At 36.7% G+C, this 17747-nt stretch carries 12 protein-coding genes; 5 read left to right on the top strand and 7 right to left on the bottom strand.

The window, feature by feature from the left end; translation table 11 throughout:
• Positions 1-59 precede the first annotated feature (59 nt).
• The 5 genes from PGOND44_RS09305 (at position 60) to PGOND44_RS15715 (ending at position 5524) form a co-directional block, all read left to right on the top strand.
• Entirely contained in the window at positions 60-1343 is a 1284-nt protein-coding gene (locus PGOND44_RS09305; RefSeq protein ID WP_003440595.1) for a UDP-N-acetylmuramoyl-tripeptide--D-alanyl-D-alanine ligase, read from the top strand.
• Positions 1333-2679: an MATE family efflux transporter gene (locus PGOND44_RS09300; RefSeq protein WP_003440592.1), complete on the top strand. Its 1347-nt coding sequence runs from the start codon at positions 1333-1335 to the stop codon at positions 2677-2679. Before PGOND44_RS09305 ends, PGOND44_RS09300 begins: the two co-directional genes overlap by 11 nt.
• Before the next feature lie 78 nt (positions 2680-2757).
• Positions 2758-3867 carry a vWA domain-containing protein gene (locus tag PGOND44_RS09295; RefSeq protein ID WP_003440589.1) on the top strand — a complete coding sequence of 370 codons (1110 nt, stop codon included), beginning with the start codon at positions 2758-2760 and terminating at the stop codon, positions 3865-3867.
• A gap of 1 nt (position 3868) precedes the next feature.
• Entirely contained in the window at positions 3869-5332 is a 1464-nt protein-coding gene (locus PGOND44_RS09290) for a hypothetical protein (protein ID WP_003440584.1), read from the top strand.
• Between the two features lie 21 nt (positions 5333-5353).
• Complete coding sequence (locus PGOND44_RS15715) at positions 5354-5524, top strand: hypothetical protein (protein ID WP_003440581.1); 171 nt, start codon at positions 5354-5356, stop codon at positions 5522-5524.
• Between the two features lie 61 nt (positions 5525-5585).
• Here the strand turns inward: PGOND44_RS15715 and PGOND44_RS09285 are convergent, their stop codons facing one another.
• The 7 genes from PGOND44_RS09285 to PGOND44_RS09255 all read right to left on the bottom strand — a co-directional run bounded on the left by PGOND44_RS09285 (position 5586) and on the right by PGOND44_RS09255 (position 17705).
• Positions 5586-5792, bottom strand: a complete 207-nt coding sequence (locus PGOND44_RS09285; RefSeq protein ID WP_040556026.1) for a hypothetical protein — start codon at positions 5790-5792, stop codon at positions 5586-5588.
• A 4-nt stretch (positions 5793-5796) separates the two neighbouring features.
• On the bottom strand, positions 5797-10347 hold the full coding sequence (locus PGOND44_RS15875) for a T9SS type A sorting domain-containing protein (RefSeq protein ID WP_003440575.1): 4551 nt from the start codon (positions 10345-10347) through the stop codon (positions 5797-5799).
• Positions 10348-10530: 183 nt separating this feature from the next.
• Positions 10531-10737, bottom strand: a complete 207-nt coding sequence (locus tag PGOND44_RS09275; protein WP_003440572.1) for a hypothetical protein — start codon at positions 10735-10737, stop codon at positions 10531-10533.
• Between the two features lie 4 nt (positions 10738-10741).
• Positions 10742-13870, bottom strand: coding sequence for a LamG-like jellyroll fold domain-containing protein (locus PGOND44_RS15010; RefSeq protein WP_003440569.1), 3129 nt, complete (start codon positions 13868-13870; stop codon positions 10742-10744).
• A gap of 208 nt (positions 13871-14078) precedes the next feature.
• A complete protein-coding gene (locus tag PGOND44_RS09265; RefSeq protein ID WP_003440567.1) occupies positions 14079-15356 on the bottom strand; it encodes a metal-dependent hydrolase family protein in 1278 nt (425 codons plus the stop codon).
• A gap of 188 nt (positions 15357-15544) precedes the next feature.
• Entirely contained in the window at positions 15545-16075 is a 531-nt protein-coding gene (locus tag PGOND44_RS09260) for a DUF421 domain-containing protein (protein WP_003440565.1), read from the bottom strand.
• Positions 16076-16589: 514 nt separating this feature from the next.
• Positions 16590-17705: an SDR family oxidoreductase gene (locus PGOND44_RS09255; protein ID WP_003440563.1), complete on the bottom strand. Its 1116-nt coding sequence runs from the start codon at positions 17703-17705 to the stop codon at positions 16590-16592.
• Between the last annotated feature and the right edge of the window lie 42 nt (positions 17706-17747).

Below are 17747 nucleotides of genomic sequence, written 5' to 3'. Positions count from 1 at the left end.
TATTTATTTTTCAACTTAAAAGCTCTAATATTGTATTAGGGCTTTTTTTATTTCTCATTATGACAACAATTAGAGACTTATATTCAAAATTTGCTGAAAGCAGCGGTGTTTCTACAGACACTCGTAAAATAGAGTCCAATTGTCTTTTCTTTGCTTTAAAAGGCGATAATTTCGATGCTAATCTTTATGCTGACGAAGCTTTGGAAAAAGGAGCTTCCTTTGCGGTGATAGATGATCCAGATCAACAAGGAGACCGTAAAATCCTGGTTGAAAATGTTCTTACTGCCTTACAACATCTCGCGAATTTTCACAGGAAACAGCTCAAGCTACCCATTGTCGCGATCACAGGAAGTAATGGAAAAACCACGACCAAAAAGCTAGTTTTAGAAGTGCTCTCTAAAAAATTTAAAGTCAGAGCAACTAAAGGTAATTTGAACAATCACATTGGCGTTCCTCTAACTCTGCTTTCGTTTACTGCTGAATTGGATTTAGGCATCGTTGAGATGGGCGCCAATCATCAAAAAGAAATAGAATCCCTGTGTAAAATAGCAGAACCGAACTACGGCTATATCACCAATTTTGGAAAAGCTCACCTGGAAGGTTTTGGGGGAATAGAAGGAGTCATAAAAGGAAAATCTGAACTTTACAACTATTTAATTCAACATGATGGTTTGATTTTTTTCAACAGAGACGACGACATTCAAGTTAAAAAAGCTGTCAATTACAAAAATTATAGCATTGGCCAAAAAGCGCTATCAGACTGTAGAGTCACTTTTGTGGAGGCCAACCCTTTTGTTGAATTAGAATATTCTCATCTTCAAATTAAAAGCAAATTAATAGGCGAGTATAATTTTAAAAACATTGCAGCTGCCATAGGTATAGGACGCTATTTTGGAGTTGGAAAGGATGAAATTAAGGAAGCTATTGAAAATTTCGAGCCTGAAAAAATGCGTTCCCAAGTTATCGAAAAAAATGACTTAAAGATTCTGTTAGATGCTTACAATGCAAACCCAACCAGCATGAAGGCTGCACTTGATAGCTTCAAAAAAATGAGCGCAACCTCTCACACTGTTATTTTAGGGGATATGTTTGAAATTGGTGAAACTACTCTTGAGGAACATCGTCAAATCTTAAAAATCTGCGAGGCTTTAAACTTTGATTCTATTCTTGTCTGCGGTGAGCATTTTTCTGAAGCATCAAAAGGCTTTGAAAATATATCTTCATTCAAAACCACAACGGACCTTACTGACTTTATATCGAAAAACAAACCTAAGAAATCTTCATTTATTTTGATAAAAGGATCCAGAGGGATGCAATTGGAAACCCTAATGGATGCCTTCTAAAAAAAGCATAAAAACACCAAAAGTCTCTTTCAGGGAAATTAATACCATTGCCCTTCCTGCCATTGTAGCGGGTATTGCAGAACCCCTCATCTCTCTCAGCGATATCGCCATTATTGGTAATGTAGAAGAAAACGCTGTGGAGGCTTTGGCTGCTGCTGGAATTGTAGGCTCTTTCTTATCTGCTATTATTTGGATTTTAGCACAAACTAAAACTGCTATATCAGCAATAGTTTCACAGCACTTGGGATCTAACCGATTACATGCTGTAAAAACCTTAGTACCTCAAACTATTTTACTCAATTTTCTCCTGAGTCTTATTATTTATTTTGTGACTGCCTTTTTTGCTGAACTTATCTTTAGTGCGTATAATGCTGAAGGATTAATTTTAGACTACACCAAAAGCTACTACAAAATACGCGCCTTAGGCTTTCCTCTTACCTTAGTAACCTTTGCGATTTTCGGTGTCTTTAGAGGTCTCCAAAATACACTTTGGGCCATGAAATGTAGCTTGGTTGGAGGGGCTGTAAACATAGGTCTGGATTTTTTACTCGTTTACGGAATAGAAGGTTTTATCCCTGCTTTACACTTGGAAGGAGCAGCGATTGCAAGTGTAATTGCCCAAGGAGTAATGCTGGTCATGGCTTTATATTTTTTCTACAAAAAAACGCCTTTTCATCTTAAGCCAAGTTTGAAGATCAATCCCAATTTGAAGCCTCTAATTTCCATGGCTGCCAATTTGTTTTTAAGGACCTTAGCTTTAAATATCGCTATCTACTTAGCCAATTCATACGCTACAGACTACGGAAAAAATTACATAGCTGCACAAAGCATACTCATGAATATTTGGCTATTCTTTTCCTTTTTTATCGATGGCTATGCCAATGCGGGAAATGCAATTGGGGGCAAACTACTTGGCGCAAAAGCTTATACCAAGCTCTGGAACCTTAGTAAAGACATAAGCAAATACGCTATAATTATTGCTTTGATTCTAGCTGGCTCTTGTGCTCTTTTTTACGATGAAATTGGACTTATCTTTAATAAAGATGAGCAAGTATTACTTCTGTTTTCTTCCGTATTTTGGATAGTTCTTATCATGCAGCCCGTGAATGCTATTGCATTTATGTTTGATGGGATTTTTAAAGGTCTAGGAGAGGCAAAATACCTCAGAAACGTTCTACTCGTTGCGACATTCCTCGGATTTTGGCCAACTCTGTTAGTTTTGGATTATCTGGGACTCAAGCTCTACGCGATTTGGATTGCCTTTTTTGTATGGATGCTCATTAGAAGCTTAGCTCTAGTGATCAAATTCCGAAACAAGTACCTCGATAAAACGTAGAAAAATCTAGTTTAGTTTTAAAAACAGTTTAACACAATCTTACTCTCTAGCTCTTTATAATTCAAGTACTTTTAGGCTATGGCAAATTATAGAAAAGGTATCATTTTTAAACCTCATGAAGAAAACACCAGTTTGTTTGATAAACTGCTGGACATCTTTATGGAATTGATCACTCATACCTCTGGCGATTTCGATGAAGCTATTGATTGGCTCAAAGAATTGGACAAGGCATACGAGATCACCACTGAAGAGTATACGATTGATGATTTCATAGAAGACTTAAAGAAAAAGGGGTATATCCGTGAAGAAATTAAACCAGATGGTAATTCTGGAGTGAAAATCACCAATAAAACTGAGCAAGCTATAAGAAAGCATGCTTTAGAACAAATTTTCGGAAAACTCAGAAGAAGCGGTTCGGGTAAGCACAAAACCAAACATACTGGACTTGGCGACGAAAAAACAGGCGATTTGAGAGAATTTCAGTTTGGAGATGGTTTTGATCAAGTCTCCATGACCGAAAGCTTCAAAAATGCTCAAGTTAATCACGGCATCGATGAGTTTAAGATGTCTGAAAATGATTTGGTGGTTAACGATACACATCACCAAACACAGATGAGCACAGTACTCATGATAGACATTAGTCATAGTATGATCTTGTACGGTGAAGATAGAATAACACCGGCCAAGAAAGTGGCAATGGCTTTGGCAGAAATGATTACTACAAAATATGCTAAAGATACCTTAGATATCATCGTCTTTGGAAATGATGCATGGCCTGTAAAAATTGGAGACTTACCTTATTTACAAGTGGGTCCTTATCATACTAATACTGTGGCAGGACTTCAACTAGCCATGAAAATTTTAAGTAGAAAGAGAAATGCAAATAAGCAAATCTTTATGATCACCGATGGTAAACCAAGTTGCTTAAAACTTTCGGATGGGAGCTACTATAAAAATAGTGCGGGCCTAGATGATACCATCACTAAAAAATGCTACAACATGGCTGCACAAGCCAGAAAATTGAGGATACCTATTACCACCTTTATGATTGCTTCTGATCCCTATTTGCAAAAATTTGTAAGGGAATTTACCAAGTCCAACCAAGGTAGGGCATACTTCTCTGGACTCAAAGGCTTAGGAGAGATGATTTTTGAAGATTACGAAAATAATAAACGAAAAAAAATATAATATGCAATTGACTGCACTAAAGACACTTGGAGATTTAAAATCCAATTCTTATATATCCAAATCTATAAAAGATGAGTTGAGAGATAATCTCATTCATAACCTAAAAAAGGATAAATCTTCATTTGAAGGGATTTTTGGTTATGAACACACCGTGATTCCACAGCTAGAACAGGCTATTTTGTCCAAGCATAATATCAATTTACTGGGCTTAAGAGGCCAAGCCAAAACAAGGATAGCTAGACAACTCTTAAATCTACTGGATGAATACATCCCAGTAGTTGAAGGGTCTGAAATCAACGATGATCCCTTCCACCCTATTTCCTTATATGCCAAAGAACTTATTGAAGAAAAAGGAGATGATACGCCTATTTCTTGGTTGCACAGGAGTGAGCGTTTTGCTGAAAAACTAGCTACTCCAGATGTGACTGTTGCGGACTTGATTGGAGACATCGATCCTATAAAAGCGGCCAACTTAAAGTTGAGCTATGCCGACCAAAGGGTAATTCATTATGGAATGATCCCTAGAGCCAATCGTTGTATTTTCGTCATCAACGAGCTACCAGATTTACAAGCTAGAATTCAAGTCGCTCTATTCAATATTCTTCAAGAAGGAGATGTTCAAATAAGAGGTTTCAACTTAAGATTAGCATTGGATCTTCAATTTGTCTTTACCGCAAATCCAGAAGATTACACCAACCGAGGAAGTATTGTTACTCCTCTAAAAGATAGGATAGGCTCTCAAATTTTGACACACTATCCCAAAGATATTGAGATTGCTAAGCAAATCACCAAGCAGGAAGCCCAACTTTCTGACTTCAAAAAAGAAAATATTATTGTTCCGGATTTAGCAAGAACCTTACTAGAACAAATTTCTATTGAAGCAAGACAAAGTCATTATGTAGATTCTAAAAGTGGTGTAAGTGCAAGACTAAGTATTACTGCTTTCGAAAACTTAATGAGTACTGCAGAACGGAGAGCTCTTGTAAACGGAGATAGTAAAACCTGCCTCAGATTAAGTGATTTTAATGGTATTATACCTGCTATCACTGGTAAGGTAGAATTGGTTTACGAAGGAGAAGAAGAAGGCGCTGAATTTGTTGCTCAACAGCTTATAGAAGCTGCAATTTTAAATCTATATCCTAAATATTTTCCTGAAATCAAAAAACTAGAGAAACAAGATGAGGACCAATCGTATGATAAAGTTTTGAATTGGTTTATGAAGAATGACGATGTTCAGTTTTTTGAAGATGACTCTAATGCAGAATATGAATCAGCTCTCAATAAAATCAAACCTTTAGAAGAAATGCTAAATGAATATGTCTCCAATTATGATAAGGCTGAAAAGTACTTTTGGTTGGAATTTATCCTTTGGGGCTTATCTGTTCATAAAAAACTAGACAGAAACCAAGTCGACACTCAATTAAATTTCGGTGATTCTTTCGGTAGTTTTATAAAAGGTTTATAACTTTGAATAAAAGTCATATTTATGCAAAGTGAACTTCCCAAACCCCATAATAATGAATCCTACAGAGCTTTTGAATTTTCAGAATTCATTCAAGAGAATTGGGTTTATCTAGGTATTGTTCTTATCATGATTTACATTGTGGTGATGTACGCTAAAATACTGAGGGACCGAAAAAAGAATAGAGATAATTAATCCAAAAAACCATCTGATTGCTCAGATGGTTTTTCTCTTTTATAGTGTTTTAGCCTATTGACTAGTCTTGTTTTCTCGTCTGTCTTATCCCTAAGTAACCTCCTACTGCTAGACCTAAAGCGATAAGACCACTTATGGAGGCAACCGGTTCGTCATCTACATCATCTGGAAAGCCAACATCTCCTAACTGGGCATAACTGGTTGCTGAAATCAGGATAAAGGCTATAACCAATACCAAGGCTAGATACTGTGATTTGTTTATTTTTATCATCTTAGTCTTTTATGAGTTTGAAGGTTTTTTCCCCTTGGTTAGTCTTCAATTTCACAAGGTAAACCCCTGATGAAGCATTGAAATCTGTAATCTCTAGTGTAAATTGGCCACTTGATTTTGCAGTGTATACTTGTTGACCTATTATATTGTAAATTTTTACTTCTGTATCTTGACCTGAGTCTATTCCACTTATGCTAAAGTTGCCCTTGGTTGGGTTAGGATACAAACTTAGGTTTACTAAGTTTTCATCTCCTATCGATAAGCTCACCGGTTCAAACACCAAGCTAAAACGATCTGAAGCTTCCGATTCTGGAATAGAAGAATCTATTACAAAACTATAGGTGTTGTCTGAAGATGTGATTTCTGTTACTTGATCTAAATACTTGTCTTTAATAAACACTTCTGTATTTAAGTTATCGGTCACATCAAACTTCATCACATAACTCTCTCGTCTATATTGATTGATAAACAAAGGCAGTTCTTCTGTAGCCTCTGGAAGTGGTCTACGCTCAATCGCTGAGAAAGCATTGCCTTCTACTCTAGCTAAGTTTTCATCTAGATTACCAAGTTTTGGTGAATCGTCTTCCGTTAAGATGCTAAAGGATTTATCAAAGTTAATTCTCAGTCCATCTGATGGAGTGCTACCTTGTGAAAAGGCCTCTGCATTAAACAATTGAATATTGATGTACTCTTGTTGTGATAAGGATTTAACTTCCGTCTGGATCTCTCCAACTGCTTTCATATCTTCTTGGAATGAAACCACTGGTGTTGTACCTTCTGAGCCAGTTCTTACAAATGCTGCCTGCATTGGTTGTAAGTATTGGTTTGCTGTAGATGTATCTAAACCTGGCAAATTTATATCGAAAGAATTGCTCCCATCTGAAGGGTCAATTGTTACATAAGCACCACGTCCTCCAGAAGATCCTGGACTTGCAGGCCCACCAAGGGTAGGATCCCATACATAATACTCAGTTTCTGAAAGGTTTGTTGAATTAGTTAAAAAAACATTTATATCCACTTGGGCTTGGTAAGGGTTACCTATAAAGTTAAAAGCACCTGCATCGCCTGATAGATTGGTTACTGGTTGACCTCCTATAGCCAAAACTCCAGTTGCTGATAAACGAGTAGCTGTTGGAGGTGCCCCATTAAGTGTGATGTCGATACTTCTATCGCCCCTTAAAAATAAGCGATAAGCTTCTCCAGCTGTTAAAACACCATTCGTATTTGTTACTCTATCCCAGCTTGGTGTTGCATTATCAAAGGTAAACATCGATGCATTCCCCGATGGGCTATAATCAAACCCATTATTGCCATCTTGGCCTTCACTAGCATTTGCAGAACCTGGTGACACTCCTGTGATATGCGTTCCATATCCAGGTCTTGGATTATCCTTATATCCAGCTGGGTTTTCTTGCCAATTTTCTCGTATAGACGTTGCTGTGGTTACTGAGGAAGATAAGAATCTAAAAGCCCGTCGAGCGGGATAGCACTGTTCTACAGTAACATCCCCCACAATTGTTCCTCCAACAGGACCCACTTGAGCCGTTTTTCCTGATGTTCCAAAATTACATCGTAAAGAAAGATTGCCATTCGTGTTTAAGGTGCCTTGATCTACGTAGACTACTCCAAACAAATCTGCTGAGTCTGTAAAATCTACACTTGTTGGGTTGTCTAATCTTAGATTCTCAAAAGAGCCGCCGCCAGAAATACTCTGTGCCGAAGTTCCAGTTAAGACCACTTCGCCATCGCCACTTAAAATACCTGCATTGTTTACATCGCCAGTGATATTAAGATTAAAGCCACTGGTATTTAAATTGCTTGGCGCTGTAACACTAAGGCATGTACAAGCAGCATCTTCACTTAAAATAGCTCCAGCTCCGTCGATCACTAATTTCTTATACTGGTCTGTAACTGTAGGTTCGTTTAAAGGTCCTGAGCCATTACTATAATTTGACCCATCCCATAAGACAGGTTGAATTCCAGTTCGCTCAAATGTAAAATATTCTCCATTAGTGAAGTTTACATTTTGATAAAGAGCAGTCGAGCAAAATTCAGAAGCACTTATCCTAGTTGGACTTGTGAAGTTTGGATTATCATCAATAAGTAAATCCAATTCTAAAGCTGAATTTACTTCAATATCAATTTTATCAAAATCTAATTCAATATCTATAGTTCCAGGGGTTCCAGAGACATTTATTCTCCATGTTGTAGTTAATCTAAAATCATCCGCTAAGGTGTTGGAACAATCTACAGTAGAGGTATTCAATGTAGTCTGCTCTTCTGTATCACTGGCAGCAATCAATGCATCACCAACCGCCATAACACTTGGATTTTTAAATTTAATAATACCAGTTGAGTATGTTGTTTCATCTAGTCTAGATGCTGAAGTTTGTCTTACCCCTAATAGATTAAAGTCAAAATCTCCTCCACCGTTAGTGTCGTATGTGTATATATCATTACCTGTTGGAGTGACTCCATATTTTGCTAATAAGAAATTGTTGAGAATATCTATTTGATTAGTGTCTAAAGCATTATCGTAAATTAAAAATTCACCTAATAGTCCATTAAAATAGCTTGCAGTTGTAACACCTCCGCCTTCATATATATTTCCATCACCGTTTTGTCCAATACTGATGTTTGCACCATGATCATAGAGATATCCCACTCCTGTTGTCGTTCCCACCAAACTTCCATTAAGGTAAGTTTGTATTACCCCTGTAGATGAATCGTTACCGTTAAATACATTGGTCATAACATAGGTCGTGTTTGGATTAACATTTGTTATGACTGACCTAAATGTCCAAGGGGAGCCTGCTCCATCATTAGATTCATTATAAGCTCCAAAATATAGCTCTCCGTTTAAGATATAAATGACTACACCTCGAGTAGTACCTCCTTCTTCGTAAATAACTTGTCTGGGATTAACATTTGTCCCGGTTTGAAAAACTAGAGAATAGGTACGTTCTATATAAGGTTCGCCACCTTGATTAATATCTGAATTATCAGGAATCTCTAGGCTCTCATTATTGGCACTAGAAAACTGAACAAAATCTTGTCCATTACTAACATCCATTAAAAGACTTGGCGAATTCGTTTGTGTGCTGGCATCATTTAGGTTTTCACCTTCATTGATCCAAGTAGCAACATCAGTTCCATCAGCTTGATCAATAGTATTAGCTTCAAAAGCAAATCTTAATTCTTGGGGTAGATTAAGACCAGCTCTTGTATTTAAAATACTAAGGTTTACAGATACTTCAAACGTTACATAATCCCCATCATTTATAGTTAATCCAGAAAAAGTTGCAGTCGTAGGACTTAGTGTTGAAGCATTTAGAGAAATCGGTGTTGAAAAGCTAGGATTATCGTCTATTAAAATTGTTATTTCGCTTACGTCAGTAACATTTATATTGGCTGGTGAGAGATCAAAATTAATATTAGGTGTAACACTTCCTACTTTATCTACTCGCCAAGTCGTTTGCAACCTTGATATATCTAGATTACTAGGATTACATACTATAGGTCCTAGAAAGGTTTGATCTTTAAGATCACTTCCTAAACTGAAATAATCGCCATCAGTGAGTGGAGCAGATGTGTTTAAAGAGATTAAACCCGTACCTTGATTAGTTATTAAATGTTCGTCTATTGAACTCTGCCTGTTGACACTCACCAAATTAAAATCATACTCACCATTTAAGGCTGTATCTTGATCATAAATATCATCTGGAAAAATACCAATATCATACTTAGAAGAAAGGTAGTTTTCTAACGAAATACGCTGACTTGTATTTAAATTGAAGTTATACATAACAAATTCTGATACAAAACCATCAAAAGGCAAATTAGAATTTACCACTCCAGTTTCAACACGAGAGCTTTGTTCTAAATTCCCAATGCCAGCTTGATCATGACCATATAAAAATCCAATATTAGGGATAGTTCCTACAAGAGTTCCATTCAAATAACATTCAACTGAGCCTGTAGACGTATCATTTCCATTGTAGATAAAAGAAATAACGTAACTTGTGTTTGCGTTTATTGGAGTTTGGGAAGAAGTAAACCCCCATGGTGAGGCTGTACCATCGTTATTTGTATTCCACGCTCCGTAGTATAAGTTTCCATTAAATATATACATATTAAACCCTCTTCCACTTCCGCCTTCTTCGTAAATCATTTGTCTTGTCGCCACATCAGCTCCAGTTTCAACAACTATTGAAAACGAGCGCTCCGACCAAGGCCCTCCATTATTCAAGTCTGTATTATCAGGAATTGTTAATCCAGCATTTGCCCCAATACCAAATTGTATGGCAGCATAGCCATTCAATGAGTTTGTGACATAGGTTGGATCGTTGTTAAACGAAGTAGCGTCGTTAGCATTCCCACCAAGATTTGACCATAAAGGAACTGCTGAGCCATCACTTTGGTTAAGTTGCTCTGCAATGAACCAAAATCTATTGGAAGCATCGTCACCCACACCACCAGGTCCATTTTGTGCAAAAATGAATTGTGAGAATGAAATAAATAAGCATATAAAAACGGAAGTAATTTTATTCATTTAAGATTGGTTTTAAGCAAAAATAGATTTCCTGTTCTCAATTTCTTGTAGAATTAGTTCGAAATTTAACGATTCTATTAAATAATAGTTAATAGTTTTAACCCAGACTTTTTAAGTAAAAGAGAAAAACCATCTGATTGCTCAGATGGTTTTTCTCTTTTGTAGTATTATTACTGATTTTCGCTAGTCTTGTTTTCTCGCCTGTCTTATCCCTAAATAACCTCCTACTGCTAGACCTAAAGCGATAAGACCACTTATGGGTGCAACCGGTTCATCATCTACATCATCTGGAAAGCCAACATCTCCTAACTGGGCATAACTGGTTGCTGAAATCAGGATAAAGGCTAAAACCAATACTAGAGCTATATACTGTGATTTGTTTATTTTCATGATCTTAGTCTTTTATGAGTTTGAAGGTTTTTTCCCCTTGATTGGTGTTCAACTTCACAAGGTAAACCCCTGTGGTTCCATTGAAATCTGTAATCTCTAGTGTAGATTGGCCACTTGATTTTGCAGTGTACACTTGTTGACCTATCAGGTTGTAAATTTTTACTTCTGTATCTTGACCCGAGTCTATTCCACTTATGCTAAAGTTTCCCTTGGTTGGGTTAGGGTATAAACTTAGGTTTACTAAGTCTTCATTTCCAGTCGATAAACTCACCGGTTCAAACACCAAGCTAAAGCGATCTGATGCCACTGATTCTGGAATAGAAGACTCTATTGCAAAACTATAGGTGTTTTCTGAAGATGTGATTTCAGTGAGAGTCTCTAAATAGCTGTCTTTAATAAACACTTCTATATTTAAGTTATCGGTCACATCAAACTTCATCACATAACTCTCCCGTCTATATTGATTGATAAACAAAAGCAGTTCTTCTGTAGCCTCTGGAAGTGGTCTACGCTCAATCGCTGAGAAAGCATTGCCTTCTACTCTAGCTAAGTTTTCATCCAGATTACCAAGTTTTGGTGAATCGTCTTCCGTTAAGATACTAAAGGATTTATCAAAGTTAATTCTCAATCCATCCGATGGTGTGCTGCCTTGTGAAAAGGCTTCTGCGTTGAACAGTTGAATATTAATATACTCTTGAACACTATTAGATTTAACATCCGTTTGGATCTCATTAACCGCTTTCATAGCTTCTTGGAAGGTCACTGATGCTGGAGCATCTGTATTTGTCCTTACAAAGGCGGCTTGCATAGGTTGTAAAAACTGATTGGCATTAGAGCCTTTGTTCGTCCCTGAAGGACTAAAAGAATTGGTACCTGATGGAAGATTTACAGTGACATAAGCGCCTCTGCCTCCTGACAAACCCGGAGTAGGTGAACCACCAAGAGTGGGATCCCAGACGTAATATTCTGCAGAAGATATATTTGTAGAACCCGTTACAAGTGAATTTACATTCACTTGAGCCTGATAAGGATTACCGATGAAGTTAAAGGCATTTGCCGTATTCGATAAGTTTGTTTCAGTTTGTGCTCCTATAGCCAAAACTCCAGTTGCTGATAAACGAGTAGCCGTTGGAGGTGACTCATTAAGTGTAATGTCGATACTTCTATCGCCCCTTAAAAATAAGCGATAAGCTTCTCCAGCGGTTAAAACACCATTCGTATTTGTTACTCTATCCCAGCTTGGTGTTGCATTATCAAAGGTAAACATCGATGCATTCCCCGATGGGCTATAATCAAACCCATTATTGCCATCTTGGCCTTCAATAGCATTTGCAGAACCTGGTGACACTCCTGTGATATGCGTTCCATATCCAGGATTTGGATTATCGGTATAGCTAGATGCCCCTTCTTGCCAATTTTCTTTTATAGAAGTTGAAGTCGTTACAGATGAAGACAAAAATCTAAAAGCGCGTCGAGCGGGATAGCACTGTTCTACAGTGACATCCCCTACTATGGCACCACCTACGGGACCTATCTGTGCGGTTTTTGGAGGTGTTCCAAAATTACATCGCAAAGAAAGATTGCCATTCGTGTTTAAAGTGCCCTGGTCTACATAAAGTACCCCAAATAAATCGGAAGCATCATTAAAGTCCACTGTAGTGGTGTTATTGAGACGCAAGTTTTCAAAAGAACCACCACCAGAAATAGCCTGGGCGGAAGTGCCGTTTAAAACCACTTCGCCGTCGCCGGTGATAGAACCGTTGTTTTCAAGGTCGCCTTGGATATTTAAATTTATCCCAGTTGTAACATTAATTGTTACACCAGAATTAACATCAATATTAGTAATATTTTGATTTGATAGAATATCAGCGTTCGCAGCTATTAGCACATCTGCATTTACAGGAGGTAAATCATTATTTGACCAATTACCCACTGTCTCCCAATCACCATTAACATTAAATATATATTTCGAATAACCTAAATAATATTCTTGCCTAGATATATCTAAGGTAGATATTGTTTTATTACTAATATTTTGGCTACCGTTTGTATTTAGCCAAGCTATCTCATCATTTTTTTCTCTTTTATTTAATACAAGATCGCTTTCATCAATTACAGATACTAAATTCAGAAATGAAGGATTATCAGAATAATCATATTCAACAGTATATTCTGCTGAAGTACTATTAGCAACAAAAACTCCATAATAATGAGCATTAATTCCTAAAGGGATGATGCCATTATCGGTATTTGGAGAAGAATCCACACTGTAAATATGAATCCCATCAGGAGAATCCGTTACATTACTCACAGTAAAAGTATCTCCAGCTGTTGAAGAATGGATAAATGAATCACTACTACTGATAGGAGTATTATAGAAAAAATCACTAGAGTCACCTATGGGAGCTCCAGACACCAACCAAGATGGAGGTGAAGTGCTAAAAGTTCCATCAGCAGAATTTGATGTCGCATCAACTACTATCGAGCCCGAACCTTCATCCAGTCTCCAATATCCACCTAAATCTACTTCGTTTCCGACTAATTTTTTACACATGTTTTCTCTGACTTCAGTTTCAGATAAAGCTTTTTTCCAAACCCTTACTTCATCAATAACCCCATCAAAAGTGTAATTCAAGCCATCACCACCACATCTTCCAAAATCACACCCTATTTTTAAAGGATCCGTGTTTGTTACTAATGATGCTGTGGAGACGCTTGAAGCAATTTCCTGACCATTTAGGTATAATTTAAAAAAGCCATCACCATAGACAGCAGCAACATGATTCCATCTATTTAATTGAACTCCAGAGCCTGTCAAATTGAGTCTACCACCACCAGTTCTTACAACTCTTGCATTTAATTGTGAACCACCAAGCCAAATACCCATTTGAGCTCTTGATGTACCACCGCCATGAACAGATTTCCCAATCATTTGTTTATAACCTCCAAAACTTGATGGATTAAACCAAAGTTCATAACTAAGTGTGTTCTCATCTACTAAATTACTATTATGGGCTATAGTAATATCAGTATTTGAACCATTCAAACTTAATGCATTACCTGAACCTTGGGCGTAGGTCTGGCTGTAAAAAAAAGTAAGAGTTAAAAATAAAACATAAGTAATTTTGTTCATAACGATTGATTTTGAACAAAAATAGAGGTCAAAATCTTAAATTCTTGTAGAATTAGTTCGAAATTAAATAATAGTTAATTTTAGTAACATTCAACTTTTTATGGTAAACAAAAAAAAAGTACCAGGTAATTAAGATCCTCAAGGCAAGTCTAGGAGATTCAAACCTTCAAGAAGAAATTAAAAAGTAAGCATTATAAAACTAAAACGATTATGGTTTAACCACTTTTCCATGTTTCATCACAAATATAACATCTGTCATCGTAGAAATATCCTCTAATGGATTAGCTTTTACTGCAATAATATCAGCCATTTTACCTTTATCGATAGAGCCGTAAGAGGCATCAACCTTTAATAACTGTGCAGGAATAATCGTCGCCGACTGGATGGCTTCCATAGCTGGCATACCAACTTCTACCATATAGCCAAACTCCTTAGCATTGTTCCCATGCTTAAACACTCCAGCATCTGTCCCAAAAGCGATATTTACTCCTTTTTTGTAGGCTTTTTCAAACGTACTTTGAATTTTTGGACCAATCGCTTTAGCCTTAGGAACAACAAGAGCTGGATAATAGCCTTCAATTTCCGCGAGCTCAGCCACACTTTTTCCAGCGGTGATAGTAGGCACGTAGTAGGTATCGTATTCTTTCATAAGTTCCATGGTTTCTTCAGACATTAAAGTTCCATGTTCTATGGTTTTGATTCCAGCTCGTATAGCTCTTTGCATCCCTTCATCTCCATGCGCATGGGCAGCAGTGATCATTCCATAATCATTGGCCGTCTCAACAATGGCTCTGATTTCATCTTCAAAAAACTGAGGATTTTGTCCGCTTTTGGCAACGCTTAAAACACCCCCCGTTGCAGTAATTTTAATCACGTCTGCTCCATTTTTATAGCGTTGGCGAACAGCTTGCCTTGCTTCTTCAACACCATTAATCACTCCTTCTGCTGGACCAGGATTTCCCATTAGGTCAGCTTTGTAGCCATTTGTAGGATCGGCATGACCTCCAGTGGTTGCGATAGCTCTTCCCGATGAATACACGGTAGGCCCAACTACCAAGCCTTTATTGATCGCATTTCTCAAACTCGTGTTTACACCACTTCCGCCGAGATCTCTCACCGATGTAAATCCAGCCATCAGAGTGGTTTTTGCGTGCGCTTGAGCTTCAAAAGCAACATCCGCTTCATTCAGTGTAAAAGGTTTAATGTAATTATCTTTAGACGTTTCAGATTCTAAATGGACGTGCATATCGAATAAACCAGGAAGTACCGTAGAGGTTCTAAGGTCAATCAATTTGGCTTTAGAAGGCACTTTAATAAACCCATCTTCTACAGAATGGATCATATCCTTCTTAACGATAATTGTTTTAGAGGTTAAGACTTCACCAGACTTTACGTCTATTAAGTTTCCACAATAGATATACTGGTCTTGAGCTGATAAGGAGGTTAGTGTCAATAAAAATATAAGAAATGATAAAACAGGTTTCATGATTCGGATTTTTTATAAATGTAGGGAATTAATATAAATAGCAACAGCACGAACTATGTATCCTACAAATTTAAATTTAAGCATGTGCATTTTCAGTTTTATATAGCTAAAGAAAAAGATGAAGTTAAAGCTTAGTATTGCTATTCAGTTTATCCACAATCCACTGGTTCAACATTGACTCCTATAACTTATGGCTTTGTTCTAACCCCTGAAAGTAATTTTTTGTCGAATCGCTCATTCTTATCCGCATTCGCAGAATGTAAAACAGAGATATCTCCTGTAGATTCAAGAATAACAGCAAAGACTTGGTCATAATTAAGGACATTTGCTTCTCTAAGTTTAGCGATAACCTGCTCCTCTTGTATACGTGCAAATTTTAAATTCTCGTACAAAATCGTAGGACCATCCATAAGAAGCAAAGGTGCATTGGAAATGGCATTACTTAAGCTTTTGGATTTTCTCTGCAAATAAGAAAAGAGGAACATTATAAGAAGAAGTCCAGCTATAGCTGTAGACCCGTGAGCCAACGAAGTAGAGGATGTAAGTGTTGAAGAAATAATACTACCAATAGCCACGGTAAAAGCAAAATCGTAAGCTGTAAATTTCGCAAAGGCTCTAAGACCTACGATTCTGGTCAATATGATGACCACAACAAAAATTATGAGACATCCAACTAAGGTCTGCAAGAGCGGGTCTTTTGTACTATAAATCCAATCCATAAGTTTTATTTAAATTTCTCTTTTATAAAGTCTAGTCCTGAAGTATAGCTTTCGGTTATAATTGATTTCCGATTGCTTGTTTACCCTCCTACTAGCTTAATAGTTGTTTCAAATTTGGTGCTTTTTCAATCTAAAGATAGATTTAATCTTAACTCAGTGCATAAATTAATTGCATTTTGTGTTTTTTTTCTGGGGTGAGTAATTTCAGTTGGTCTGAAAATAGATGTTGAAAACAAGATTTTTTTCAATCCAAAATATCTTACAAACAAATTGTTGAGTATATTATAGAACCTCGAATAAAGAACGGTACTTAGCTCGTATATAAGAAGCGAGCCTAATGAATCGATAGAAAGGCAGCTCGAAGTCTTTTAGCTTGCAAAGCTAATAAACCTTGAGGTTAGCTTGTTTTTAGAATCGAAAAGTGAAAAAATAGAGCTGGCTGTTCAATGTAAAAGGATTTACTTAGTGTCTCCATTTATATAAGGAGATGATTCAAAATATAAGAAGTTCTTCATTAATAACTCTTTCGAAATTTTTTTTCAACTGAAAAATTAATCAAGTTCATAAAGTTCTCGTGGACTCCTAAGGTAATATCCAACTGTAACTGATCAATCAGTTTTAATATTTGATCTGGCTGAAACTGTAAATCTGGGACAGACACATATTTTTCAAAAAGGCCGCCAATACTTTTATAGTACAACTGTTCAAAAATAGTGAGGTTTTTAGGCATTTCCTCTATATACTCGTAAGTATTGATATCAAAAGACTCCAAAACGTCACCTACATAATCTTTATGGAGTATTTGCTTTGGATTTACGATGTTGAGCTCCTTTATATCGGGATTGAAATAAGCATATAACACAGCTTTAGAGACAAAATCTACAGGAACGATATTTAAACCACTCTTTTTATCGATCCAAATTCTAAAATTCTCGGTAGACTTCTTGGCGTATTTATCTAAAAAAATAGCCCAAGAATAGAAGACGTCAAATTTTGGGGTTTCAAAAAATGGCGCATCAATTAAACGGCCACAAATTATACTTGGCCTTAAAATCTGAAATGCTATATGTTTTTCCCTACAGGTTTCTTTTACAAAACGTTCACTTTCATATTTAGATTTCTCATAAGGGTTTCTAAAATCAGTAACCTCATACTGTTCTATGGTATCTTTTACTTTTTTATCTTGGATACCAAAAGAATAGGCTGTACTTATATAAAGAAATCGAGTTACGCGCTCTGGCAACTGCTCTATAAGTTGCTTGGTTACCAAATAATTTTGCGCATGTACTTTATTTTTAGATTCACTGGTGTGCAATAAACTAGTAGAACCAGCGCAATGTATCACGGCATCAAAAACATGCTGCTCTAAATAACCTTTGGTGATAGTAGATAGATCATGAGAAAGAACCGTTATTTTTTCCAGACAAGCCTCTAAAGTAAAGTGGTTTAAAAAACTGGGACGCGTAGGGCTTTGTAAAATATCAATCAATCGGTGTTGAGCTGATTTTTCTCCGTCTCTAATGACGACAAAAAGATGATTTACTGATTCCTCAACAAGTGCTTTATGTATCCACTCAAATACGATGTGACTACCAACAATCCCGGTTCCTCCAGTTAAAAGACAATTCATAGTAAAAATTTAGTCTAAAATATAAAATGTAAATCTAGTATT

It is taken from the genome of Psychroflexus gondwanensis ACAM 44, from assembly GCF_000355905.1.
GTDB classification, from domain to species: Bacteria; Bacteroidota; Bacteroidia; order Flavobacteriales; family Flavobacteriaceae; genus Psychroflexus; species Psychroflexus gondwanensis.
This window is presented reverse-complemented; position numbering and strand designations above follow the sequence as displayed.

Excerpts from the sequence above, each read along its gene's own strand:
- PGOND44_RS09305 (WP_003440595.1), top strand. The coding sequence starts at position 60 with ATGACAACAATTAGAGACTTATATTCAAAATTTGCTGAAAGCAGCGGT.
- PGOND44_RS09300 (WP_003440592.1), top strand. The coding sequence starts at position 1,333 with ATGCCTTCTAAAAAAAGCATAAAAACACCAAAAGTCTCTTTCAGGGAA.
- PGOND44_RS09295 (WP_003440589.1), top strand. The coding sequence starts at position 2,758 with ATGGCAAATTATAGAAAAGGTATCATTTTTAAACCTCATGAAGAAAAC.
- PGOND44_RS09290 (WP_003440584.1), top strand. The coding sequence starts at position 3,869 with ATGCAATTGACTGCACTAAAGACACTTGGAGATTTAAAATCCAATTCT.
- PGOND44_RS15715 (WP_003440581.1), top strand. The coding sequence starts at position 5,354 with ATGCAAAGTGAACTTCCCAAACCCCATAATAATGAATCCTACAGAGCT.
- PGOND44_RS15875 (WP_003440575.1), bottom strand. The coding sequence starts at position 10,347 with ATGAATAAAATTACTTCCGTTTTTATATGCTTATTTATTTCATTCTCA.
- PGOND44_RS09275 (WP_003440572.1), bottom strand. The coding sequence starts at position 10,737 with ATGAAAATAAACAAATCACAGTATATAGCTCTAGTATTGGTTTTAGCC.
- PGOND44_RS15010 (WP_003440569.1), bottom strand. The coding sequence starts at position 13,870 with ATGAACAAAATTACTTATGTTTTATTTTTAACTCTTACTTTTTTTTAC.
- PGOND44_RS09265 (WP_003440567.1), bottom strand. The coding sequence starts at position 15,356 with ATGAAACCTGTTTTATCATTTCTTATATTTTTATTGACACTAACCTCC.
- PGOND44_RS09260 (WP_003440565.1), bottom strand. The coding sequence starts at position 16,075 with ATGGATTGGATTTATAGTACAAAAGACCCGCTCTTGCAGACCTTAGTT.
- PGOND44_RS09255 (WP_003440563.1), bottom strand. The coding sequence starts at position 17,705 with ATGAATTGTCTTTTAACTGGAGGAACCGGGATTGTTGGTAGTCACATC.